This is a genomic window from Allobosea sp. NPDC003192 (genome assembly GCF_050275675.1).
GTDB lineage: Bacteria > Pseudomonadota > Alphaproteobacteria > Rhizobiales > Beijerinckiaceae > Allobosea.
In genome coordinates this window covers 26,317-49,354 of record NZ_JBNNPK010000023.1, presented here as the reverse complement: position 1 = coordinate 49,354, position 23,038 = coordinate 26,317, and the positions used below count along the sequence as shown (strand labels likewise).

Sequence of the window (23,038 nt, the reverse complement as noted above, 5' to 3'; positions counted from 1 at the left end):
GGTCAACGAGATCAACAAGTCGGGCATCGCCACCGCCTTCGTCGACGAGAAGGGCCAGCTCAACGTCAAGGGCACGGGCTCGGAGGATCTCGAATTCGGTATCGGCGCCAACACCAGCGGCGCGCCCACCGGCGCCAACAGCGCCATCGTGGACGCCCAGACCGGTCTGGCCAACGCTTCCTTCGGCTTCCTCGCCGCCGACGCGGTCGCGGCGACCGCGATCAAGGGACCGACCGTCACCTCGGCGGTTCGCTCGAACCTGATCGACCAGTACAACGATCTGCGCGCCAAGATCGACGATCTTGCCAAGGACGCCGGCTTCAACGGCATCAACCTGCTCGCAGGTGACCGTCTCTCTGTCGTCTTCAACGAGAAGACCGGCAAGAACCAGACCAAGCTCGACGTTCAGGGCACGCAGCTGACCTCCGACAACCTCGGCATCACCAAGGCTGGCAACACCCAGCTCGCCGGCAGCACCAACTTCCAGAACGACTCCGATCTGGAAGCGGCGACCAAGTCGCTGACCGGCGCGCTGACCTCGCTGAAGTCGCTCTCCTCGACCTTCGGCGCCAACCTCTCGGTCGTCCAGACCCGCCAGGACTTCACCAAGGACATGGCGAACGTCCTGACCACCGGCGCCGACAGCCTCGTCAACGCCGACCTGAACCAGGAGGCCGCCTCCCTGCTCGCGCTGCAGACCCGTCAGCAGCTCTCGCAGCAGGCGCTCTCCCTCGCCAACCAGGCCGACCAGGGCGTCCTGCGTCTCCTCGGCTGATCTTCGGTCCGCAGGAGCGGATCACCCCGCAGAACGCGGGACGAAGCAAAAGAGCGGCGGAGCTTCGGCTCCGCCGCTTTCGTTTGCGCGAAGCGGTGTGATTAACCGTTTATTAGCCTTAACAAAGGATTGTCGGTCCCAAGCAAGCTGACTTAGCGCCGAATCGCGCTGTCTGAGGGACCTGAAATGGCCAACACCATCCTGTCGAACGGCGTCCGCAACAACCTGCTGACCCTCCAGCAGACCACGGCCCAGCAGGGTGTGATCCAGAACCGCCTGGCCACCGGCCGCAAGGTCAACAGCGCGATCGACAATCCGGTGAACTACTTCACCTCCGTGTCGCTGAACGATCGCTCCAGCCAGCTCACCAATCTGCTCGACGGCATCTCGAACGGCATCCAGACCATTCAGGCCGCCTCCAAGGGCATCGACGGCATCACCAAGCTGGTCCAGTCTCTGCAGTCGACCGTGAAGCAGGCCCAGGCCGACGCGGCCCAGAACCGTCCGACCAAGGCAGGCGGTGCCCTGGCGAACGCCACCGAGACCGCGGTGACCAGCAAGAGCCTGAAGGATGTCGCGCTCGACAAGCTGATCGGGGCGCCCGGCGCGGCTGCTCCGGCTGCGGCGACCGCCACCTCGCCTGGTCATCTCGGCATCAACACGACCACGAACACCAACGCGGCCTTCTCGATCACCGTCGGCTCGGACACTTATGAGGCGAGCTTCGCGCTGACGGCGACGACCACGGTTCGCGACATCGTCAACGAGATCAACAAGTCGGGCCTCGTGACGGCGTTCGTCGACGAGAAGGGTCAGCTCAACGTCAAGGGCAAGGGCTCGGAGACCGTCGAGTTCGGCTTCGGCGTCGGCAACGCCGGCCCCGCCGCCATCACTGCGGCGCAGGTCGCCGGCACCAACAGCAACGCCGCGATCAACTTTGCCGCCGGCGACGCTGATGTGGCCACCTCGACCATCACCTCGTCGAACATCACTTCGGCGGTGCGCTCGAATCTGATCGACCAGTTCAACGACCTGCGCGACAAGATCGACGATCTCGCCAAGGATTCGAGCTATAACGGCATCAACCTGCTCTCGGGCGACCGCCTCTCGATCGTCTTCAACGAGAAGACCGGCCGCAACCAGACCAAGCTCGACATCCAGGGCTCCAACCTTACTTCCGACAATCTGGGCATCCCGCGCGCGATCAACACGCAGCTCGCCGGCTTCATCAACTTCCAGAACGATATGGATCTCGAGAAGGCGACGGCCGCGCTGACGAGCTCGCTGAGCTCGCTGAAGTCGCTGGCCTCCACACTCGGCTCGAACCTCTCGGTCGCCCAGGCCCGCCAGGACTTCACCAAGGAACTCTCCAACGTCTTGATCACCGGCGCGGGCAACCTCGTCCTCGCCGATCCGAACGAGGAAGGCGCCAGCCTGCTGGCGCTCAACACCCGCCAGCAGCTCTCGCAGACCGCCCTCTCGCTCGCCAACCAGGCCGACCAGGGCGTCCTGCGCCTGTTCGGCTGACCCTTTCCTCCAGCCAGAAGGCGGGACAGACATGGCCCTCAAGGTCGAGCTCAAGCCGAACGAGCGCATCATCATCGGCTCGGTCGTCATCCGCAACGACGAGCAGCGCACGCGCTTCTTCATCGAGGGCGAGGCGCCGATCCTGCGCGAGAAGGACATCCTCACCGGCGCGACCGCCGACACGCCGGCCAAGAAGATCTACCTTGCGCTCCAGCTGATGTATCTGGCCGGCGATCCGACGGAGCAGCACGAAGTCTACTTCCAGCTCGTGCGCGATTTCCTGCAGGCGGCGCCGAGCGCTCTGCCGCATATGTCCGAAATCAATAACTGCATCTTAAGCGGTGAGCTCTACAAAGCGCTCAAGGCTGCCAAGAAGCTGATCTCTTACGAGGCGGAACTGCTCGAGCATGCAAAGCGGGTTTAATGCCTACGCCGCGGCGTCGAAGACGGCTCAGAACGTCCAGTCGCCGCGTGAACTCGAAGCCGGCCTGCTGCTCAAGGCGGGCGCCCGTCTGCAGATGATCGTCGATGACTGGGCCAGCCGTTCCGGCGATCTCGACGCAGCCCTGGCCTATAATCGCAAGCTCTGGACCCTTCTGGTGTCGGCGGTGGTAGCCGAGGACAATCCGCTGCCGGTCGAGATCAAGCGCAACATCCTCGGCCTCGCCAACTTCATCTTCAACCGGACCTTCCAGATCGCCGCCGCGCCTGAGCCGGCCGCGATCGGCATCCTCGTCAACATCAATCGCGACATCGCCGCCGGCCTGCGCGGCCGCTGAACGGCACGCAGGCGAGAGGCGAACACAAGAAAACGGCCCGGATCGCTCCGGGCCGTTTTCTTGTGTTCGCGGGCGCCGCCGCGACAGGATTAGAGATAGTTCGTCAGGCGCAGCTGCGACAGCATCGAGGTAGTCTGGTAGCTCGCCTGCAAGGTGGTCTGCAGCGCCAGGATCTGCATCGCCACCTCCTCCTTGCTGATGTCTTCGACCCCTGCCAGCGTCGTGCTCAGATAGTCCTTGGTCGCGGTATGCCGCTCCTTGGCCTGGGCCATCGCGGTCTGGGCCGAGCCGAGCTCGACGATGATTTCCGACGGGTTCTGCGTTCCCGTCGGAAAGCCGATATTGTTCCGAACCCGCTCGGTCATCGCCTCATAGCGCAGCTTCGAGTTCGGGTCGGTGGTCGGAAAAGTCTCCGCCGCCATGATCGCGAACTGCGCCAGGCCAGTGCGGAAGGCCTCCTCGTTGGCGCGGGCGCCGGCCGCCACCTGCTGGCCCTGGTCGACCTGGACGCTCGCCGTCGCCCTCGCCGGGCCGGCTGCATCGTCGCCCTGATACCAGATCACCGTATTGGCGGCGGTTCCGGGCGCCGGCGCGGCCGTTGCGGTGTCGAAGGGCGGCCCAGGCACTCGCAGCGGCGGGTTGCTCGGGCTGCCGGCAAAGAAGTCCTTGGCGGCGATCTGCGCCGAAGCAGCCGACAGCGATGTCTGCGCCTCGCGCGACAGCGCCGCGCCGATCGCAGTACGCAAGTTGGCGGCGGTGGCGTTGGCATCCACTCCGATGAGGAAGCCTTCGGCCGGGTCGCCCGTGGTGCCGGCCGCCCGCGCCGTCAAGGTGATCTCCTCGGTCGAACCGTCGGGGAGCGTCAGCGCGATCTTCAGCGTATCGCCCGGCTGCGGCTGGGTGGCGACGTTGACCGCGATGTCGGCCGGCGGCCCGGCATTGTAGGCCGTCGTCATCGCCGCCGTACTGCTGGAGGCGCCCGTCAGCTTGAAGCCATAGGGCAGCCCGGCCGCCTCCTCGGCGATCGTCGCATTCGTGCCGGCGCCGCCAGTGACGAGCCGGCCCATGCCGCCGGCGCCGATATCGGCCTGCTTGCGCTCGGAGATCAACTGCTTCAGTCCGGCATGGGTGGCGTCGCCATCCATGATCAGCGAATAGCTGACCGTCGGCTCGACATCGGAGGTCCGGCCGGAGAACAGGTAGCGCCCGTTGACCTGCAAGTTGAGCAGATCGAGCGTCTGCTTGAACTTCTCCTCGGCGAGCACCTGCGGCGAGGTGCGCCCGGTCGAGGTCTCGACATAGCTGTCCGGGCGCGCATCGGCGCGCGTCTCGCCGGCGAGCTTGGTGAAGTTCTCGACGGCCTTGGCCATCAGCTTCAGATTGACGTCGGCGCGCTGAATCCCGGTCAGGTAACCGTCGAGCGTCGAGAGCTTGTTGTTGAGATCGAGGCTGACGCCGCGGTCCATGCCGAGGCCGGCATAGGTCTCCGACTTCTTCTGCGTCGCGAGCTGGCGCTGCAGATCGTCGAGCTGGCCGCGCATCGAGACGAACTGGTTCGACTTGGCGAAACGGTAGGCGCCGGTGCCGGTGGCGGTGATGGTCATCGACTATCTCCTCACAGTCTCATCAGCACGTCGAGCAACTCCTTGACGGTGGAGATGACGCGTGCGTTGGCGGCGTAGGCGCTCTGCAGTTCGATCAGCGTCGACATTTCCTCGTCGACATTGACCTTGGTGTCCTCGAGGAAGCGGCTCTGCACCGAGGCGAAGGCGACCTGCTGGCCTTCATCGAGGCGCTTGGCCTGCTCGCTCGCCTGGCCCTGGCCGGCGACCACGCGCTGGACGAGGCTGGAGACCGTGCCGGTCGAGGTTGCGGTCGCGCCATCGAAGCCGGTCGCGTTGGTGAAGCTGCGCTGGCTCGAAGTCAGCCGGTCATAGAGGAATTTCGGCCGGGTCGTGTCGCCTTGCGGCGTCGCCGGGCTGGTATTGTAAACCACCAGACGGGAGCGATCGGCGATCAGGTCAGGATTGACGGCGATGCGCGAGGCGAAGCCGACCGACTGCGCGCCGCCATCGTAGGAGCCGGTATAGGCAGCGTTGTTGCGCCCGCCATCGACGAAGAACGGCAATTCGCCGGTGCCGCCGGTCAGCGAAGTCTGCGTCGGACGCGCGGTCAAGCCGACGACATCGCGCGTCCCGGCCGCGCCGTCATCGACGATGCGCAGCACCGAGCCGGTGTTGGAGACGGTGAAGCCCGTGCCCACGGCTGCCTGGATCTGCGCCGCGACAGAGGCCGGGCCGCCGGAGAAATCGATGCCGATGACGCGGTTGTTGGCATCGCCCTGGGCCGAGGCCGGCAGCGGCAACGACGCCGCCGAGTCGACGCGCACGAAGGTGAAGCGCTGCGTCTGGCCACCAGGTGTGACCTTGTAGTCGAGCGTCACCGAATTGCCGGACTGCAGCCCGGCGAGATCGACGTCGAAACCGGTGGCGGCGCCAGCGGTCGCCGCCGTGCCGGCGATCTCGCGATCGGAGAGCGCGCTGGAGAGCTGGGCGGCGATCTCGTCGAGCTGGGCTTGCGCCTTCACCAGCGTCTTGTCGCGCAGCTCGACCAGCGCCCCGATCTCGCCGGAGCGGAAGGTATTGTTGGCGATGGCGTCGAAGCTGTTGCCGGAAAGGTCGCGCGCGATGATCGTGCCGACGCTCCGCTGGGCGGGGTCGCTGCTCCATTGCGACTGAGGGCCGATATTGGCGCGCGCGTCGAACTCGAACTTGACCGTCGGGCGGCCATCGAAAAGCTGCGTGCCGGAGGCGGTGCTGATGCTGAGCGCGCCGTTAGGCCGTTCGTCGGTGCGGATCTCGACGTATTGCGACAGCTCTGAAACGATCCGATCGCGCTGGTCGCGCAGATCGGCGGTGGCGGAGGTCTGCTGGGCGTTGACGATGCGGGCGTTGACGCTGGTCAGCTGGTCGAGCAACTCGTTGACGCGGGTGACCGCCGAGCCGATGCCGGCCTCGGCCTGGGCGCGCTGCTGCTGGACGCCCTCCGACAGGCCGCGCAACCGGTTGGCGAGCTGGCTCGCCGCGTCGAGCACCGCCGTGCGGTTGGTGTAGGAGGACGGATCGTTCTGCAGCGCCTGCAGCGAACTGGTGAAGGTGCTGTACATCGAGTCCAGCGCGGTTGCGCTGCCGGGGGCACCGTAGAGCTGGTCGAGATTGGCGAAGACCTGGGCGCGGGTCGAGGTATAGGCCGCGCCCGAGCTCTCCTGCAGCAGCTGGTGCTGGACGATGCGATCGAGCAGCCGCTGAACGTTAGGATTGCTGACCCCGACGGTACCGCCACTGATCGAGTCGACGCTCGAGACATTGCGCCGGACATAGCCGGGCGTACCGGCATTGGCGACGTTCTGCGAGACGACGCCGATGCCGATCTGGGCGCTGTTCAGCCCGGAAATGGCGGTGCCGAGCGAAGTACTGAGACCCATCGTCAACTCCTGTCGTGCTGGTCCGGTCCGTTTCGGCCCGGCCCTTCTGGGCCGTCAGGCCGGGCTGCGCTCAGCCGCTCAGCGGATGATGTTGAAGACGTCGCGCAGCATCTCCTGCGCCGTCGAGATCACCTTGGTGTTGGCCGAATAGGCCTGCTGGGTGACGATCATCTTCGAGAACTCGTCGGCGATGTCGGTGTTCGACTGCTCGACATTGCCGCCGATCAGCGCCGAGGTGCCGAGACCGACGATCGGCGCACCGGACTCGATCGTCTCCTCGAAGGCGCCGCCGTCGAGGCGCTTCAGCGCATTGCCTGCATTGAAGCGGGCGACCGCGATCTGCGCCAGCGCCACGACCTGGCCGTTGCTGAAGGTGCCGATCACCTGGCCTTCGTTCGAGATCGAGACCCGGTCGAGCGTGCCGGCGGTGTAGCCGTTCTGGCGGATGCTGCGGGCGTCGATCTGGCCGCTGGTGTCGCCGTTCTGCGTCAGGCTGGTGCCGTTGGTGACGATGCTGATGGGAGCGCTGGCGGGCGATATCGCGGTGCCGCCGATCGTCATCGGCGGAATGGTGATGTTGCCGCTGGCGGGGTTCGTCATCTTGCCGGTGTTGTCGAACGTGATGTCGGTGTTGACGTTGCGGTAGGCGACGGTCGCGCCGGTCGCGCCGGTGTTTTCGGCGATGAACAGGTTCCAGGTGTCGGCCACCGCCGGCGGCCCGGCCGCAGCGTTGGAGACCTTGGCCCAGCGCAGTTCGACGCTCGTCGCCTTGCCGAGAGTGTCGTAGACCGTGACCTGGCCGCCGGGAATCGAGCGGTTGAGGAAGGTGGTCAGGTCGCTGCCGACAACGGTGCCGCTGCCGCCCGATGCTGTCGTGCCCGGGTTCGTGCCGAAGCCGGTGCCGGCGTTGAGCAGCTCGGAGCCCGGCGTCGAGGTGTTGGCGCTGTTCGTCTTCGGATAGGCCGGGATATTGGCGCTGTATTCGATCTGGGTGGTCGCCTTGGCCGGGAACTGGTCCTTGGTGATGCGCAGCACGTCGGGCTGGCTGCCGATCACCTGGCCGGTGACGGGGTCGATCTTCTGGCCCTTGAGATAGTAGCCCGCGCCATTGACGAGATAGCCGTCGGCGTCGAAGTCGAAATCGCCGCGGCGAGTGTAGAGATTGCTGTTGGAAAACAGCGTCGAGGCGCCGACGCCGCTCTGGCGCTGGTCGACCACGAAGAAGCCATCGCCGTTGATCGCAGCGTTGGTGTCGATGCGGGTGGCGTTGAGGTCGCCCTGGATCGTGTTGGTGGCGCGGCTATAGGAGGCGACCGAGCCGGCGATCTGCCGGTTCAGCGCCGAATCCGGCACGAGGTCGGAGAAGCTGGTATCGACCCGCTTGAAGCCGGCGGTGCGCGAGTTCGCGATGTTGCCGGAGATATTCTCGAGGGCATAGGACTGGGCCTGCATGCCCGTCACGGCCGTCGTCAGAGCACTGAAAACACCCATCGCAACCTCACTGGTCGTCAGACCTGGACAGCGCCCCCCATGGGCGGCATGTCGAACCGAGGGTGAGTTTGCACGGCCTGTGCCAGAGGCAGGCTTCAGATATTTCAAGAACTTGGATGGTTTTCGAAACGTTTCCCGACGTTTCCGACCGGGCAGATTCGTCCAGCGCCGGGCAAATTCTGCCGGGTTCAGCCGTCCTTGCCGCCCCAGCCCGAGAGATCGCCGGCGACATCCGACAATCCCGGCGGCGTCTCCTCGACGAAAGGCAGCGGACGGCAGACGGCAATGGCCGCAAGCCCGATCCGGGCGGTCAGCAACCCGTTGAGCACACCCTCGCCGAGCTTGGCCGAAAGGCGCGCCGCCAGCCCCTGGCCGAGCACCTGCTGGATGACGGCATCGCCCGCCGCCACGCCGCCGGTGACGACGAGATGGCCGAGGACCTGCCGCGCCAGCCTGAACAGCCCGAGCCCCCCCGGGCGGCCGGCATAGATGGTGGCGATCGCCCGCAGCAGCCGGGCGCAGGCGACGAGCACGAAGACGACGTCGACCAGTGCTCGCGGACTCACCGCCGTGACGAGCGAGACCCGCCGCGCCGCCTGAGCCACCTGCGCCTGCGCGAGGGCATCGAGCGGCGCGAGCAGGCTGCGCTCGGCGACAGTCAGCAGGTCGCGGGCAGCGAGCAGTTGCGGCGTATGGGCGGTCAGCTCCGCCCTGCCCTTCGCCGTCTCGGGCCGGCCGGCATAGAGCTTGTCGAGATCGGTGGCGACACCGCGTGCCTTGGCGAGATCGCTTTCGGCGAGGGCCGCGACGGCGCGCTCGCGCAGCGCCTCGACCCGCCGCTCGCGCAGGATGTCGCGCAGCACCCGGAGCAACATGACCAGCAGCGCCAGCGCGGCGACGCCGGCGCAAACCAGCGCCGCAACGCCGACGGCCGGATTGAGGGCGAGCAGCCAGCGGATCGTCTGCTCGGCCCATACCGTGACGGAGAGCGCCAGCAGGCCCGACAGCGCCGCGACGAACAGGCTGCCCCAGCTGAAGCGGCGACGCCTCGGCCGTGGAACCGCCACGGCCTCGGGCTCGATCGGCTCGACCTCCGGCACGATGGCGACATCGCCGTGCCCGCCGAAGACGGCGTCGTCGGACGATCCATTCTGCGGATCGAGACGGATGGCGCGCGGTGCCTTGCTCATGCTCGCCCCTCCCTCACGCCAGCCGATCGCCGATCAGGAATTCGAGCGCGCGGTCGAGGCGGATCTGCGGTGGTGGCGCGAGGCGCCCACCTGCATCCGGCTTGACCAACGGTGGCCGGAAGCGCGGCGCCCGGACATGCCAGCGTGGTGCGCTGGAATCGAAGATCGCTTCGGGTCGCTCTGGCAGATCGCCGGGGAAGATCGCCGCCTCCGTCTGCCCGTCGAAGACCTCGCCGTCGACGACCTCGCCTGCCTCAGGCACGCCGGCTATCGCCGGCAGCTCCTCGCGGCCCTCGCGGATGCGGACCTCTCGCGTGGCCCGGATCGCGGCGAAGGCCATAGCTTCGACCTTGGCACCCGCACCTTGCGCCCGCGCCGCGGCACGCGCGACCAGATACGACATCACCCCGGCGAGCCGGTCATGGCTCGTGTGGTGGAGGTGGTCGGCCTTGGTCGCGGCGAACAGCACCTTCTCGATCCGCGGCGCGAACAGGCTCGACAACAGGCTGTTGCGCCCGACGGCGAAGGCCGAAAGCGCCTGGCCAAGCGCGGTTTCGAGATCGGCGAGCGCGGCCGGGCCGGCATCGAGCGCCGCCAGCGCGTCGACCAGCACGATCTGCCGGTCGAGCCTGGCGAAGTGCTCGCGGAAGAACGGCCCAACCACGACGCGCTTATAGGCCTCGAAGCGCTCCGCCATCAGCCCGGCGAGCGTCCCGGCCTGCGGCTGCGCGCCCGGCGGTAGGTCGAGCGGGGCGAAGGTCAGCGCCGGCGAGCCTTCGAGATCGCCCGGCATCAGGAAGCGCCCGGGCGGCGTCACCGCCACCGCCTCGGGATCGGCCCGCAAGGCGGCGAGATAGGCCTTGAAGACGTCGCTGGCAGCCTCGGCCGCCATTTCGTCAGCCGGGCCGGCCGGGTCACGCTGCCCGAGATCGTCGAGCCAGGGCGCGGCGATGGCGAGCCGGTGCGCCTTGCGTGCATCTGCGACCGCCTGTGCCGACCAGCTCGCATAGTCCTGTCCGATCAGGGCGAGATCGAGCAGCCATTCGCCGGGATAGTCGACGATGTCGAGAGTCAGCGTCGCCGGGCCCTTGAACCAGCCTTCGGCGCGCTCGTAATCGATCTCGATCCTGAGTTCCGAGATGCGGCGCGTCGACTCCGGCCAGCGCCGATCCGATCCCGACAGCGCGGTACGATGCGCCTCATAGGGGAAGCGCGGAATCTCGGGATCCGGCTGTGGCACCAGCCTGACGCGGGCGATGCGGCCCTCGGCCGAGGCCTTTAGTACGGGCAATTTGGCGCCCTCGACTAGGTTCTGGATCAGTGCCGTGGTGAAAACCGTCTTGCCCGAACGCGACAGGCCGGTGACGCCGATGCGCAGGCGCGGCCGCGCCAGCCCGAGCAGGCTGTCGCCGAAGGCGAGCGCGGCATTGCGCGCCTCGTCGAGATAGGAACCGGACGCCATCAGGCGATCCGCATCATTCGTCCGGCCCCTCGCCGAGCGAGGCCGGCGTGACGAAGCGGTCGAGCCGGCCGCCCTGCGCCGCGAGGTCGCGCCAGTCCTCGATGGAGAAATCGATCACGGCGAGCCCGCAGGTCGGATATTTCTGCGCCATCCGCGCCGCCGCATAGCGGTCGCCATGGCCGGCGAGCTTGGCGGCGAGTTCCTCGAAGCCGGGATTATGGCCAATCATCAGCAGCGTGCGAACTTCAGGCTCGGTCTCCTGCACGACCTTGAGCAGGCGTTCCCGGCTGGCCTCGTAAATGCGCGGCTCGAACTGGGTCGCCGGCTTCTCGGGCAGCATCGGCTTGACCAGCTCCCAGGTCTCGACCGTGCGCTTGGCCGGCGAGATCAGGACGAGATCAGGCAGCAGCAGCTCTTCGGCGAGATAGCGGCCCATGACCGGGGCGGCTTCCCGCCCGCGCGTGGCGAGCGGCCGGTCGCGGTCGGCGGTGTTGGCAGGCCAGGCCGATTTGGCGTGGCGCAGGAGCATCAGGCGGCGCATGGCCGCCATCTAACCATGGCTGGCGGGATTTGCGAGTGGCACGCCCGCAGAACTCGCCACGGCGGCGAGCAGCATCGCCATCAGCCGGCCGGAATAGAGCGCGATCAGCCGCTCGCGCCCGCCCGGCTGCATCTCCAGCGGCGTGAGCTGGCCGTCGATCAGCATGGTCGAGAAGCCGTGGGTGACCGACCAGACGAAGAGGATTTCGGCGATATCCTCGTCGCCGGCATAGCTCGACGGCAAGCGCGTCAGCACATCGCTGTCGATCTCATGCCCGAGCGCCAGTTTCGTCTCGCGAACCAGGATGCCGAAGGCCCGGATCGCGGCGCGGCGCAGCTCGTCATCGTTGTTCTTCAAGCCGAGGCGCCCGAAGGCGACGCGGAAACGGCCGGGCCGGGCCAGTGCAACGGCAAGGTAAGCCTCGCAGATAGCCGCCAGCCGGTCGCCACCGGACGTCCTGGCCTTCGCGACCGCCGTCTCCATCTCCTGCGAGAGATCGTCGAAGCCGAGCGTCGCGATCGCGGTCAGCAGGCCGACGAGATTGCCGAAATGATGGGCCGGCGCCGCCGGCGAGACACCGGCGCGGCGTGCGCATTCGCGCAGGGTGAAGCCGCCGACGCCCTTCTCCGCAAGCACCGCCTCGGCCGCCTCGATCATCGCCTGGCGCAGGTCGCCATGGTGATAGCCGCCCCGCTTGCCGACCTTGCTGTCCATCGCACGCCCTGCCCGCACGCCGCCGCCATCGAACTTGACGGCGTTAAGATAACGCAATAGGACAAGCCCGCAACTAAACAGCGTCAAGATTGGAGCGCATGATGCCTCTCAGCCTGGACGACGCCTTCGCCCGGGCCGGCCAACTCGCCATGCTCGGCTGGGCCGCGCTGATCCTGCTGCCGCGCTGGCGCGGCATTTCGGCCGCGCTCGCCGGCTGGATCATTCCGGCCCTGCTCTCGCTCGGCTATGCCGTGCTGATCGCCGTGTACTGGCACGACGCCAAGGGCGGCTTCTCCTCGCTCGATTCGGTCGCAGCCCTGTTCGCCTCGAAGCCGTTGTTGCTCGCCGGCTGGGTTCATTACCTCGCCTTCGACCTCTTCCTCGGCAACTGGATCCTGCGCCGCTCGCAAGCGGAGGGAATCCCGCATTGGCTGATGCTGCCGGTGCTGCCTATGGTATTCCTCTTCGGACCGTTCGGCTTCATCACCTATGTGCTGATCGAAGCCTGTTTCCGCCTGGCGCGCGAGGACCGGATCGCGCGCCTGCAAGCTCGCCTCCCGGCCTGGCTGCCCGATCTCGAACTGGAGCCCCGCCTGACGGCCGCAGCCTTCGCCATGCTCGCTCTGGCGGTGCCGACTTTCTTCGCATGGCTGATCGACCCCAGGCAATTCCAAGGGGTCGACACCTGGATCAAGCCGCTGAAATTCGAGCTCTCGGTCGCCTTCTATTTGCTGACTTTGGCGCTGTTCCTGCCGCTCACGAGCGAGCGCTTCCGTGCCTCCTGGCTCGGGCGCTACCTGATCTGGCCCGTGATCGTGCCGATCGTTCTCGAAGTGCTCTATATCGCCTGGCGCGCCTCGCGGCTCGAAGCCTCGCACTATAATCGCGACGACTGGATCGGCATCGCGCTCTACACGCTCATGGGCATCGGTGCAGTGATGTTCACGATCGCGCCCGGTTTCCTCGCCTATGGGCTCGCCCGCCGCGACGCCGCCCCGATGCCGGAGGTCGTGCGCCGGTCGCTGGTCGTCGGCCTCGCGTTAACCTGCGTCTTCGGCCTCGCCACCGGTGCGATCCTCAGCTCCAGCGCCAGCGGGCACTATGTCGGCACCGTGCCCGATGCACACCGGACGATCCCCTTCCTCGGCTGGTCACTGACGATCGGCGACCTGCGAATCGCACATTTCCTCGGCCTGCACGCCCTCCAGATCATCCCGACGATCGGCATCCTGCTCTGGCTGATGACGCGGCAGGGCAAGGCCGGGCTCGTCGCACTCGGCACGGTCTCCACCGTCTACGCCGCGGTCACCATGGCTGCGCTCATCGCGGCGCTGCAGGCGCGCCCGCTCCTGGGACTAGGTTAAACGCTCAGTATCCGTTCGAGACGTCGTCGGGGCGTGGCGAGACCGGGGTTTTCGAGCATCGGAGCGCAGCATACTGCATGTACGCAAGTGCCGAAGCGCAGAAAAACACCAGTCGCAAACCGCCCTGACGACATCTCAAACGGATGCTCAGCGGTTCTCCCGCCGCGCCATGAAGGCGAGCTTCTCGAACAGCGAGACGTCCTGCTCGTTCTTGAGCAGCGCGCCGTGCAGCGGCGGGATCAGCTTGCGCGGATCGCGCTCGCGCAGCACCTCGGGGCCGATATCGTCGGCAACGAGGAGCTTCAGCCAGTCGAGCAGTTCGGAGGTCGAGGGCTTCTTCTTGATGCCGGGCACCTCGCGCACCTCGAAGAACAGGCGCAGCGCCTCCTCCATCAAGCGCTTCTTGATGCCGGGGAAATGGACCTCGACGATTCTCTGCATCGTCTCGGCGTCCGGGAAGCGGATATAGTGGAAGAAGCAGCGCCGCAGGAAGGCATCCGGCAACTCCTTCTCGTTGTTCGAGGTGATGATCATCACCGGCCGCTGCGCCGCTTTGATCGTCTCGCCGGTCTCGTAGACATGGAATTCCATGCGATCGAGCTCGAGCAGCAGGTCGTTCGGGAACTCGATATCGGCCTTGTCGATCTCGTCGATCAGCAGCACCGGGCGCACCGGCGAGACGAAGGCCTCCCAGAGCTTGCCGCGCTTGATGTAGTTGGCGATGTCGGAGACTCTGGAGTCGCCGAGCTGGCTGTCGCGCAGGCGGCTGACCGCGTCGTATTCGTAGAGTCCCTGCTGCGCCTTGGTCGTCGACTTGACATGCCAGGTCAGCAGCGGCGCGCCGAGCGCAGCCGCGATCTCCTCGGCCAGCACCGTCTTGCCGGTTCCGGGCTCGCCCTTGACCAGCAGGGGCCGCTCCAGCCGGATCGCAGCATTGACCGCCACGGTCAGGTCCTCGGTGGCGACGTAGGAGGCGGTGCCGGTAAAGCGCATGCGAAGCCCTTCATATGGCTGGCTCGCGACCGCACTGCCGCCGCGAATGGCATGTGCTTAGAGGCCAGCCGGCGGGGGAGCAAGTTTTCGTCAGCCTGAAGCGAGTTTTGGTTTGTGTTGCAAGGCCCTGGCAAGCAAAGCTGAGAGATCAACAGCTTCGCCTGATTCCCCAGAGGGTGACGTGGCCGGGACGATCGACCCTTCCGCCTATCGCGACGCCGTGGTTGTGCTCGCCACGGCCGGCGTGATCGTGCCCTTCGCCAAGCGCTTCCGCGTCAACTCGGTCGTGGCCTTCATGGCCTGCGGCGCCGTGCTCGGCCCCTATGGCCTCGGCGGCCTGGTCGCCAAGATCCCGATCCTCAGCACGATCACGGTCTCGAGCGCGGAGGCGCTCGCCGGCCCGGCCGAACTCGGCGTCGCCTTCCTGCTCTTCGTGATCGGGCTTGAACTGTCCTATGAACGCCTCAAGACCATGCGCCGGCTGGTCTTCGGGCTCGGCCTCGGTCAGGTCGCCTTCGGCGCCGCCGCGATCGGCGCGGTCGCCATCGCCTACGGCCAGCCGCCGGCGGCGGCGCTGCTGATCGGCACGGCGCTCGCTCTGTCCTCGACCGCGATGGTGGTCGAGTTGCTCTCGGCCCATCGCCGCATCACCTCCTCGGCCGGGCGAGCCAGTTTCGCCATCCTGCTTTGCCAGGACCTCGCGGTGATCCCGCTGCTCTTCCTGGTCAGCGTGCTCGGCACCCAGGAGAACGGCTCGCTGCTCGTTGGCCTGACGCAGGCGCTGCTGCAGGCTGTCGCCGCCATTGCGGCCATCACCGTGATCGGTCGCCTCGCGATGCGCCCGCTCTTTCGCCTGGTCGCCTCGACCGATTCCTCGGAGAGCTTCATGGCGGCGACCCTGCTGGTCGCGCTCGGCACCGGGCTGATCGCGGCGGCGGCGGGCCTCTCCATGGGACTGGGCGCGTTCATCGCCGGGCTGCTGCTGGCCGAAACCGAATATCGCCGCGCCATCGAGGTGACGATCGAGCCGTTCAAGTCGCTGCTGATCGGCGTCTTCTTCCTGACCGTCGGCATGGGCGTGAACCCGGCGGCGCTGGCGGCCCAGCCGGTCGCGATCCTCAGCATCGCCATCGGCCTCTTCCTCGCAAAGGCCGCGATCACCTTCCTGCTCGCCCGCTATTTCAAACTCTCGGTGCCGACCGCGCTCGAGACCGCGATCATGGTCGGCCCGGGCGGCGAATTCGCCTTCGTGCTGCTGACCGCATCTGTCGCCGCCAAGCTGGTGGACCAGAGCGCGGCCTCGCTCGTGCTGGCGGGCGTCTCGCTGACCATGATCTTCCTGCCGCTCGCCGCCCGCGTGGCGCGGACGCTGTCCGCCCGCCTTGCCCCGGCAGTGAAGCTTCCCGACGAAGCGAACATCCTGCCGCCGGACGATCACGCCCCGCGCGCTATCGTCGTTGGCCTCGGCCGTGTCGGCCGCCTGGTCGGCGAGATGCTTTCGCAACACAAGGTGCCCTACATCGCTGTCGACGCCGATCCCACGCTGATCGCGGCGCAGCGCCGCGCAGGGCGCCCGGCCTTCTACGGCAACGCCACCAGACCAGATTTCCTGCGGCTCTGCGGCCTGGAGGAGGCGACCGCGCTGATCGTCACCATCGACAATCCCCGCGCCGTCGACGACATCGTCGCGGCAGCGCGCGGCATGCGCCCGGACCTGGTGATCGTCGCTCGCGCCCGCGACGCCAAGCATGCCCGCCATCTCTACGAGATCGGCGTCAACGACGCCGTGCCGGAGACGATCGAGGCCAGCCTGCAATTGTCGGAAGCGGCGCTGGTCGGCCTCGGCGTGCCGATGGGCCTCGTCATCGCCTCTGTGCACCAGCGCCGCGACGATTTCCGCAGCGAACTCAAGCCAGCGAGCGCACCGCAGCCGGCGCTGCCACGGCATGCGCGGTCGCGGAGGTTGTGACCCCGCGCGCCTGATCGACGCTCTAGGCGAATTCCTTCCGCTCCGCCGGCTCCAGCCGGACCGAGAGCGCTGTCGTCGAGGCCGGCGCCAGCTCGGGCCGTGCTGCCTTGCCCGCCGCAGCGGCCTGCATCGCCCGGCGCATATGGCCGTAGAACTGCTCGGCGCTACTGTGCCAACTATGGCGCTGTGCCAGTTCCAACCCGGCCTCGCGCGGCAGGCGGAGGGCCGAGAGCGCGGCCTGGCGCAGATCCTCGTGCAGCACCGCCGCCTCGCTGCCGGCGAAGACGTCGCTCGGTCCCTGCACCGGGAAGGCTGCCACTGGCAGGCCGCTGGCCGCGGCCTCCAGCAGCACGATGCCGAAGGTGTCGGTCAGGCTCGGGAACACGAAGACATCGGAGGATGCATAAATGGCAGCAAGATCCTCGCCTTCGCGCGCCCCGAGGAAATGCGCCTCCGGGAAGGCGCGCATGAGGTCGGCGCGGGCGGGGCCGTCGCCGACCACGACCTTGCTGCCGGGCAGGCGCAACGACAGGAAGGCCTCGAGGTTCTTCTCGACCGCGACCCGGCCGACGCTGAGGAAGATCGGCCGCGGCAGGTCGAGCACGCTTTCGGCTCGCGGATGGAACAGGGAGAGATCGACGCCTCGCCCCCAGCGCAGGATGCGCTCGAAGCCATGGGCACCGAGCTCCGCCTCGACGGTCGCGGTCGAGACCATCACGCCCGCCGCCGGCCCATGGAAGCGGCGCAGGAATCGGTAGCTCCAGCTCTCCGGTATCGGCCAGCGCGCCGCTACATATTGCGGGAAGCGGGTGTGGTAGCTCGTGGTGAAGGTCCGCTTCTGGGCGAGGCAGACGGCGCGCGTCAGCCAGCCGATCGGCCCTTCGGTCGCGATATGGATATGATCCGGGCCGAACTCGGCGATGCGCCTGGCGACATGGCGGCGCGTCGCAAGCGCAATGCGGATATCGGGATAAGACGGCAAGCCGACCTGCCAGAAGCCTTCCGGCGTCAGCATCTGCGGGGTGACGCCGAATTCCGGCGCCGCCTCGACCATCCGCTCCAGCGAGCGCACCACGCCGTTGATCTGCGGGCGCCAGGCGTCCGTCGCGATCAGGACGCGCATCACGCGGCCTCGACGAGGCTCGGCACTGGAGTCGGGCGAGTCGCAGGAATAGCCGGCTTCTCGCCCTTCAGCCGATGCTGCGGCCAGCGCACGATCTCGAAGCGGCCATCGTCATGCTCGACCACCGCCGTGCAGCTTTCGACCCAGTCGCCGGTGTTGATATAGGTCAGCCCGTCGATGTCCCGTCGGGCGGCGTGGTGGATGTGGCCGCAGATAACGCCGTCGGCCTTGTGCCGGCGCGCTTCGTCGGCGAGGCACTGCTCGAACTCGCCGATATAGTTCACGGCGTTCTTGACCTTGTGCTTGGCCCAGGCCGAGAGCGACCAGTGCGGCAGGCGTAAGGTCCGGCGCACCCGGTTGATGCCATGATTGAGGAAGAGTGCGATCGTGTAGGCCCAGTCCCCCAGCAGCGCGAGCCATTTGGCGTTGCGCACGACGAGGTCGAACAGGTCGCCATGGATGATGAGCATGCGCTTGCCGTCCGCGGTCTCGTGGACGATGTCGTCGACCAGGGTGATGCCGCCGAACTGCAGGCCGGTATAATCGCGCAGGAAGTCGTCGTGGTTGCCGGTGACGTAGATCAGCCTCGAGCCCTTGCGCACCTTGCGCAGCAGCTTCTGCACCACGTCGTTGTGGGACTGAGGGAAGTACCAGCCGCTCTTCAGCCGCCAGCCGTCGATGATGTCGCCGACCAGATAGATCGTCGGCGCATCATAGGCGCGCAGGAACTCCAGCACGAGGTCCGCCTGGGCGCCCCGCGTGCCCAGATGCAGGTCCGAGATGAAGATGCTACGAACCTGCTTGGCGTCGCTGTCGTCGCTCATACCCGCCGACCCATCCTGTTGCGATGCCTGCGGCGTGTGTCTGATTTGCACTACGCTTTGATGACGCGGCGGCGAAAGCATGCTTTGCCTGCCGGCACAGGAACGGACCTTTCCGGGAGACGACCATGGATCTGGGTATCGCCGGCCGCACGGCCATCGTTTGCGCCTCGAGCAAGGGGCTGGGCCGCGGCTGCGCGCAGGCACTGGCCGAGGCGGGCTGCAAGGTCATCGTCAACGGCCGCGACGGCAAGACGCTGGAGGAGACCGCTGCTGCGATCCGCGCCAGCACCGGCGCGACCGTGATCGCTGTCGTCGCCGACGTCGGGACCAAGGCGGGCCAGGACGCGCTGCTCGCGGCGGCACCCAATCCCGACATCCTCGTCAACAACAATGGCGGCCCGCCGCCAAAACCCTTCCGCGAGGTGACGCGCGAGGGGCTGCTCGAAGGCGTCGCCCAGAACATGGCGACACCGCTCGAACTGGTGCAGCGCGTCGTCGACGGCATGATCGAGCGGCGCTTCGGCCGCATCGTCAACATCACCTCGGCGAGCGTGCTGACGCCGCTGACCGGCCTCGACGTCTCCTCCGCCGCCCGCGCCGGCCTCACCGCCTTCCTCGCCGGCGTGGCGCGCGAGATTGCCCATGCCAACGTCACCATCAACAACATCCTGCCCGGCGTGTTCGACACCGACCGGATCAAGACCGCGACCAACAAGGTCGCCGAGATGCAGGGCATCAGCATCGAGGAAGCGACGAAGCGGCGGCTCGCTGCCGTCCCGGCCGGCCGCCTGGGCACGCCCGACGAGTTCGGCAAGCTCTGCGCCTTCATCGCCAGCGCCCATGCCGGCTACATCACCGGCCAGAACTTCCTGATCGACGGCGGTTCGTTCCGGGCGAATTTCTGACATCGAACCGGCCGGGTCGCGTCAGGGCGCGCCCCGGCACTCACGTCCGCAATCCGCTTGAGTCCGATGACCATCGCCTATCGACGAGCCGTCCCCGAAGACACGCCCGCCTGCGTCGTCCTGCGCGGCAGGACACGCGAGAACGCCTTCTCGGTCGAACGGCTCGCGGAGGCGGGCGTCACGCTCGAAAGCTGGCGCGCCGCCGTCGCCGACGGCAGTCTGCCCGGCCAGGTGGCAACGCTCGATGGCGAGATCATCGGCTACTGCTTCGGTGAACGCGAGACCGGCGAGATCGCCGTGGTGGCGCTGCTGCCGGACCATGAGGGACAGGGCGTCGGCAGGACGCTCCTCGCCCTCGTTGTCGCGGAGCTCAAAGGGCTCGGCTTCGACAGGCTGTTCCTGAGCTGCTCGTCCGATCCCGCGGTGCGCTCCTATGGTTTCTATCGCCATCTCGGCTGGCGCTCGACCGGCAGCTTCGACGATCGCGGCGACGAGATCCTCGAATACCGCCTCGCCTGACCTGCGCTGCCAGCGCCTCCCGCATCGCGCCGGTCCGATTTGCAAGATCGACGCTTGGAACGGCCTCGCACCCGTGTTCTAAGGGCTGGACGTCTTGCACAAGACCTCCAGTCCTCGCGCCCGACCTGTTCCCGTGTCACCGCTCCTCGGCATCAGCCTCAAGCTGCTTTCGGCCTTGTCGTTCACGCTGATGTCGGCCGGCATCAAGACGCTGGCCTCGCGCTATCCGACCGGCGAGCTCGTCTTCTTCCGCTCCTTCTTCGCGCTGATCCCGCTGATCATCTGGCTGGCCTGGCGCCATGAATTCCCCGAAGCGCTCAAGACCAGCAATCTGCGCGGCCATCTCAAGCGCGGCGTCATCGGCTCGACCGGCATGTTCCTCGGCTTCGCCGCGCTGCATCTGCTGCCGCTCTCGGACGCCGTCGCGATCGGCTATGCCGCGCCATTGATCGTCGTCGTGCTGGCGGCGCTGATCCTCAAGGAACGGGTCCGCATTTATCGCTGGACCGCCGTCGCTGTCGGCTTCCTCGGCGTGCTCCTGATGCTCTCCCCGCACATGGGTGCGCAGGCCTTTGGCCACGGGCTCTCGGGCGGACCTGCCATCGGCGCCCTGCTCGCGCTCGCCGGCGCCTTCTGCTCGGCCTTCGCCTCGGTCGAGGTCCGGCTTCTGACCCACACCGAGAAGACCGGCGCCATCGTCTTCTACTTCATGTCGCTGACCTCGCTGCTCGGCCTGCTGACCCTCGCGCTCGGCTGGACCGTGCCCGACCTCGAGGACTTCGTCCTGCTCGTCACCATCGGCGTGCTCGGCGGCCTCGGCCAGATGCTGCTGGTCCAGGCCTATCGCTATGGCGACGCCTCGCTGATCGCGCCCTTCGAATATTCGACGATGATCTGGGCGACGGCGCTGGGCTGGTTCGTCTTCGGCGAATGGCCGGTGATGGCCGTGCTCCTGGGCTCGCTGATCGTGATCGCCTCCGGCATCTACGTCATCCTGCGCGAGCAGCAGCTCGGTCTCCTCAAGAAGGAGACCCGCGAGGTCGGCCCGTCCCGTTCTGTCTGAAGCCGCTCGACTTGCCGCATGCAGCGATCCGAGGCATTGTCCGCTAGGACAAACAATCGTTCTCTATCCCAAACGGATTGGGGGAGACGGCAGGCAAGAGCGCAATGGGCATCGAAACCAGGGAACGTGGCGGGCGCGAGCTGGAATCCGGCGCGCAGGTGATCTCGGGCCAGCTCGGCAAGACGATCCAGCGGCTGCGCAAGGCCTATAACCTCTCCCTCTCGGAGCTGGCCGAGCAGTCCGGCGTCGCCAAGTCGATCATCAGCCAGATCGAGCGCAACGAGACCAATCCGACGCTGGCGACGATCTGGCGGCTGTCACAGGCGCTCGACGTCTCGATCGAGCGCGTGCTCTCGACCAATGAGGAAGAGGCCTTCATCGAGAAGATCGCCCGGCCCGACACGCCGATCCTGGTCTCCGAGGACGGCAAGCTGCGCCTCGCCATCATCGGCTGGATCAAGACGGTCGAATGGCTGCAATGGTACGAAGTCAGCGCCGAGCCCGGCGGCGAGCTCGACTCGGAAGGGCATCAGCGCGGCTCGATCGAATCGCTCTCGGTCAGCGCCGGCGAGTTCGAGGTCGAGGTCGGCGGCATCACGCAGCGCGCCAAGGCCGGCGAGACCCTGCGCTATCGCTGCGACCGCCAGCACGTCGTCCGCTGCATCGGCGACCAGCCCGGCACCGCGCTGATGGTCTGCATCCTCAAGGCGGCCGTGATGGACTGAAGGGCTCGCCCGCGAGCACTTATCTGTTTCCTAGCAGGACTAGCCGCCAGCCGCCTTCTGCGGCCGCGGCGGCCCCTGCACCGCCGGCAGCGACTTCAGATACTCCGCCATCGCGAGCCGGTCGGCATCCGGCAACTGCGCCATGTTGCGCACCACCGCCGCCATCGAGCCGCCGACATTGTCGAAGCCCGGCGTGAAGCCGGTCTTGAGCAATTCGGCGATCTCGGCCTTCGACCACTTGCCGAGCCCGTCATCGGCCTGGGTGATGTTCGGAACCCAGCCCTTGCCTTCCGGATCGGGACCGCCGGCGAAGCGCGTCGCCTGGACGATGGCGCCGAGCTGGTTGCGACTGGAATGGCACTCGGCGCAGTGCCCCGGTCCGTTCACCAGATAGGCGCCGCGATTCCATTCTTCGCTCTTGCCCGGATCGGCCTTGAACGGCGCTCCGTCGAAGAAGAGCAGCTTCCAGCCGCCGACGGCGCGGCGGATGTTGAAGGGAAAGCCGAGCTCATGGCCGGGCGCCTTGCCCTCGACCGAGGGCAGCGTGCGGATATAGGCGAGGAGATCGGCGACAGCCTTCGCCGGCATCAGCCGGTAGGAGGTATAGGGAAAGGCCGGGTAATAATGCTGGCCCGCGGGCGAGACTCCGGCGGTCATCGCCTGGATGAAGTCGGCCGTGCCCCAATTGCCGATGCCGTCGCGGGTATGCGGCGAGATGTTCGGGACGTGGAACTTGCCGAAGGGCGAGTCCAGCACCAGCCCGCCTCCGAGCCTCGTCTTGTCGTCCTGGCCGGGCGTCGCATGGCAGGAGGCGCAGCCGCCGGCGGCGAACAGCAGCTTGCCGTTCTCGACATCGGGCGCCGGCAGCGTGCCGACCTCCGGCCCCGGCGAAACCACGCGTGGATCGGTGAGGACGAAGAAGCCGGCGATGCCGAGCGCGATGAAGACCAGAAGCGTGATCAGCAGGCGGCGCATCGGTTCCTCATTCGGTTATCCCGGGCAAACAACGCTCGTATCGCGACAGGGTTCGAACCGGATGCCACCGACGAATGGAGCGGGCCTCCACAAGGAAGCCCGCTCCTTCGATCAGGTCAAATCTGCAGGTAAATCTGATGGCGGCAGGCCGCCCGTCACTTCTTGATGCGGTAGGTCTCGTGACAGCCGCCGCAATTCTTGGTGGCGTCGCCGAAGGCGGTGCGGAAGCCCGCGAGATCGGTCACGGCCGCGCCCTTGCCAGCGTCGGCCTCGAACTTGGCGAAGGCAGCCTTGAAGCCGGCCTGGTCCTCCCAGATTTTCGGAGCCGCAGTGGTCTCGCCGCCGGTCTTAGCGGTATCCGGATAGAGACCCGGCATCTTCTTGGCGGCATCGCCATAGGCCTTGAACACCGCCTGCGCCTTGGCAGCGTCGAACGGCGCCTCGCCCTTGGCCATCGCCGCGCCCTCGCGCGTCGCGGCGCCGACAGCCTTCATCGTGTCGCGCCGCTCGGAGATCGGGTTGGCCTGGGCCAGAACGGCGGAGACGCCGACAGCAAGACCGAGGACGACGAAAACAGAACGAAGCATGCGCAAGATTCCTCCGGAAGGCAGCGCC

The 23,038-nt window shown here is 67.2% G+C and carries 22 protein-coding genes; 10 read left to right on the top strand and 12 right to left on the bottom strand.

Features of this window, described 5'->3' with window-relative positions; all coding sequences use genetic code 11:
• From ACQKLX_RS25175 to flaF, 4 genes are all read left to right on the top strand, one after another.
• The coding region (locus ACQKLX_RS25175; protein WP_427364300.1) for a flagellin at positions 1-775 on the top strand (775 nt) is incomplete at its 5' end.
• Positions 776-961: 186 nt separating this feature from the next.
• Positions 962-2,302 carry a flagellin N-terminal helical domain-containing protein gene (locus tag ACQKLX_RS25170; RefSeq protein ID WP_427364299.1) on the top strand — a complete coding sequence of 447 codons (1,341 nt, stop codon included), beginning with the start codon at positions 962-964 and terminating at the stop codon, positions 2,300-2,302.
• Positions 2,303-2,333: 31 nt separating this feature from the next.
• On the top strand, positions 2,334-2,726 hold the full coding sequence (flbT, locus tag ACQKLX_RS25165) for a flagellar biosynthesis repressor FlbT (RefSeq protein WP_427364298.1): 393 nt from the start codon (positions 2,334-2,336) through the stop codon (positions 2,724-2,726).
• Entirely contained in the window at positions 2,710-3,081 is a 372-nt protein-coding gene (gene flaF / locus ACQKLX_RS25160) for a flagellar biosynthesis regulator FlaF (RefSeq protein WP_427364297.1), read from the top strand. Before flbT ends, flaF begins: the two co-directional genes overlap by 17 nt.
• A gap of 89 nt (positions 3,082-3,170) precedes the next feature.
• Here flaF and ACQKLX_RS25155 read toward each other — a convergent pair whose 3' ends face one another.
• The 7 genes from ACQKLX_RS25155 to ACQKLX_RS25125 form a co-directional block, all read right to left on the bottom strand.
• Positions 3,171-4,685, bottom strand: a complete 1,515-nt coding sequence (locus ACQKLX_RS25155; RefSeq protein WP_427364296.1) for a flagellar biosynthesis protein FlgL — start codon at positions 4,683-4,685, stop codon at positions 3,171-3,173.
• A gap of 11 nt (positions 4,686-4,696) precedes the next feature.
• Positions 4,697-6,565, bottom strand: coding sequence for a flagellar hook-associated protein FlgK (flgK, locus tag ACQKLX_RS25150; RefSeq protein WP_427364295.1), 1,869 nt, complete (start codon positions 6,563-6,565; stop codon positions 4,697-4,699).
• A gap of 78 nt (positions 6,566-6,643) precedes the next feature.
• Positions 6,644-8,056, bottom strand: a complete 1,413-nt coding sequence (locus tag ACQKLX_RS25145) for a flagellar hook protein FlgE (protein WP_427364294.1) — start codon at positions 8,054-8,056, stop codon at positions 6,644-6,646.
• A 188-nt stretch (positions 8,057-8,244) separates the two neighbouring features.
• Positions 8,245-9,246: a YcjF family protein gene (locus ACQKLX_RS25140; protein ID WP_427364293.1), complete on the bottom strand. Its 1,002-nt coding sequence runs from the start codon at positions 9,244-9,246 to the stop codon at positions 8,245-8,247.
• A 13-nt stretch (positions 9,247-9,259) separates the two neighbouring features.
• Positions 9,260-10,708 carry a YcjX family GTP-binding protein gene (locus ACQKLX_RS25135; RefSeq protein WP_427364292.1) on the bottom strand — a complete coding sequence of 483 codons (1,449 nt, stop codon included), beginning with the start codon at positions 10,706-10,708 and terminating at the stop codon, positions 9,260-9,262.
• A gap of 13 nt (positions 10,709-10,721) precedes the next feature.
• Entirely contained in the window at positions 10,722-11,249 is a 528-nt protein-coding gene (locus ACQKLX_RS25130) for a SixA phosphatase family protein (protein WP_427364291.1), read from the bottom strand.
• Positions 11,250-11,258: 9 nt separating this feature from the next.
• Positions 11,259-12,020 carry a TetR/AcrR family transcriptional regulator gene (locus ACQKLX_RS25125; protein WP_427364290.1) on the bottom strand — a complete coding sequence of 254 codons (762 nt, stop codon included), beginning with the start codon at positions 12,018-12,020 and terminating at the stop codon, positions 11,259-11,261.
• A 44-nt stretch (positions 12,021-12,064) separates the two neighbouring features.
• Between ACQKLX_RS25125 and ACQKLX_RS25120 the strand changes: the two genes are divergently transcribed.
• Complete coding sequence (locus ACQKLX_RS25120) at positions 12,065-13,327, top strand: ABA4-like family protein (RefSeq protein ID WP_427364289.1); 1,263 nt, start codon at positions 12,065-12,067, stop codon at positions 13,325-13,327.
• 147 nt (positions 13,328-13,474) lie between these two features.
• Here ACQKLX_RS25120 and ACQKLX_RS25115 read toward each other — a convergent pair whose 3' ends face one another.
• On the bottom strand, positions 13,475-14,320 hold the full coding sequence (locus tag ACQKLX_RS25115) for an AAA family ATPase (protein WP_427364288.1): 846 nt from the start codon (positions 14,318-14,320) through the stop codon (positions 13,475-13,477).
• Positions 14,321-14,501: 181 nt separating this feature from the next.
• On the opposite strand from ACQKLX_RS25115, the gene ACQKLX_RS25110 reads away from it, so the two are divergent.
• Positions 14,502-16,289, top strand: coding sequence for a cation:proton antiporter domain-containing protein (locus tag ACQKLX_RS25110; protein ID WP_427364287.1), 1,788 nt, complete (start codon positions 14,502-14,504; stop codon positions 16,287-16,289).
• Positions 16,290-16,311: 22 nt separating this feature from the next.
• Here the strand turns inward: ACQKLX_RS25110 and ACQKLX_RS25105 are convergent, their stop codons facing one another.
• On the bottom strand, positions 16,312-17,412 hold the full coding sequence (locus ACQKLX_RS25105; protein WP_427364286.1) for a glycosyltransferase family 4 protein: 1,101 nt from the start codon (positions 17,410-17,412) through the stop codon (positions 16,312-16,314).
• Positions 17,412-18,236, bottom strand: a complete 825-nt coding sequence (locus tag ACQKLX_RS25100) for a UDP-2,3-diacylglucosamine diphosphatase (RefSeq protein WP_427364285.1) — start codon at positions 18,234-18,236, stop codon at positions 17,412-17,414. Before ACQKLX_RS25100 ends, ACQKLX_RS25105 begins: the two co-directional genes overlap by 1 nt.
• A gap of 125 nt (positions 18,237-18,361) precedes the next feature.
• On the opposite strand from ACQKLX_RS25100, the gene ACQKLX_RS25095 reads away from it, so the two are divergent.
• The 4 genes from ACQKLX_RS25095 to ACQKLX_RS25080 all read left to right on the top strand — a co-directional run bounded on the left by ACQKLX_RS25095 (position 18,362) and on the right by ACQKLX_RS25080 (position 21,448).
• Entirely contained in the window at positions 18,362-19,141 is a 780-nt protein-coding gene (locus ACQKLX_RS25095; RefSeq protein WP_427364284.1) for an SDR family oxidoreductase, read from the top strand.
• Positions 19,142-19,207: 66 nt separating this feature from the next.
• The gene (locus tag ACQKLX_RS25090) at positions 19,208-19,660 is read left to right on the top strand and encodes a GNAT family N-acetyltransferase (RefSeq protein ID WP_427364283.1); all 453 of its coding nucleotides are present in this window, start codon (positions 19,208-19,210) and stop codon (positions 19,658-19,660) included.
• A gap of 133 nt (positions 19,661-19,793) precedes the next feature.
• Entirely contained in the window at positions 19,794-20,723 is a 930-nt protein-coding gene (locus ACQKLX_RS25085) for a DMT family transporter (RefSeq protein WP_427364282.1), read from the top strand.
• 104 nt (positions 20,724-20,827) lie between these two features.
• Positions 20,828-21,448 (top strand): helix-turn-helix domain-containing protein, encoded by a 621-nt coding sequence (locus tag ACQKLX_RS25080; protein ID WP_427364281.1) that lies wholly within the window; start codon positions 20,828-20,830, stop codon positions 21,446-21,448.
• 39 nt (positions 21,449-21,487) lie between these two features.
• On the opposite strand, the gene ACQKLX_RS25075 is transcribed toward ACQKLX_RS25080, so the two are convergent.
• Together ACQKLX_RS25075 and ACQKLX_RS25070 are read right to left on the bottom strand one after the other, a co-directional pair.
• Entirely contained in the window at positions 21,488-22,423 is a 936-nt protein-coding gene (locus ACQKLX_RS25075; protein ID WP_427364280.1) for a c-type cytochrome, read from the bottom strand.
• Positions 22,424-22,578: 155 nt separating this feature from the next.
• Positions 22,579-23,010 (bottom strand): c-type cytochrome, encoded by a 432-nt coding sequence (locus tag ACQKLX_RS25070; protein WP_427364279.1) that lies wholly within the window; start codon positions 23,008-23,010, stop codon positions 22,579-22,581.
• Positions 23,011-23,038: the final 28 nt, after the last annotated feature.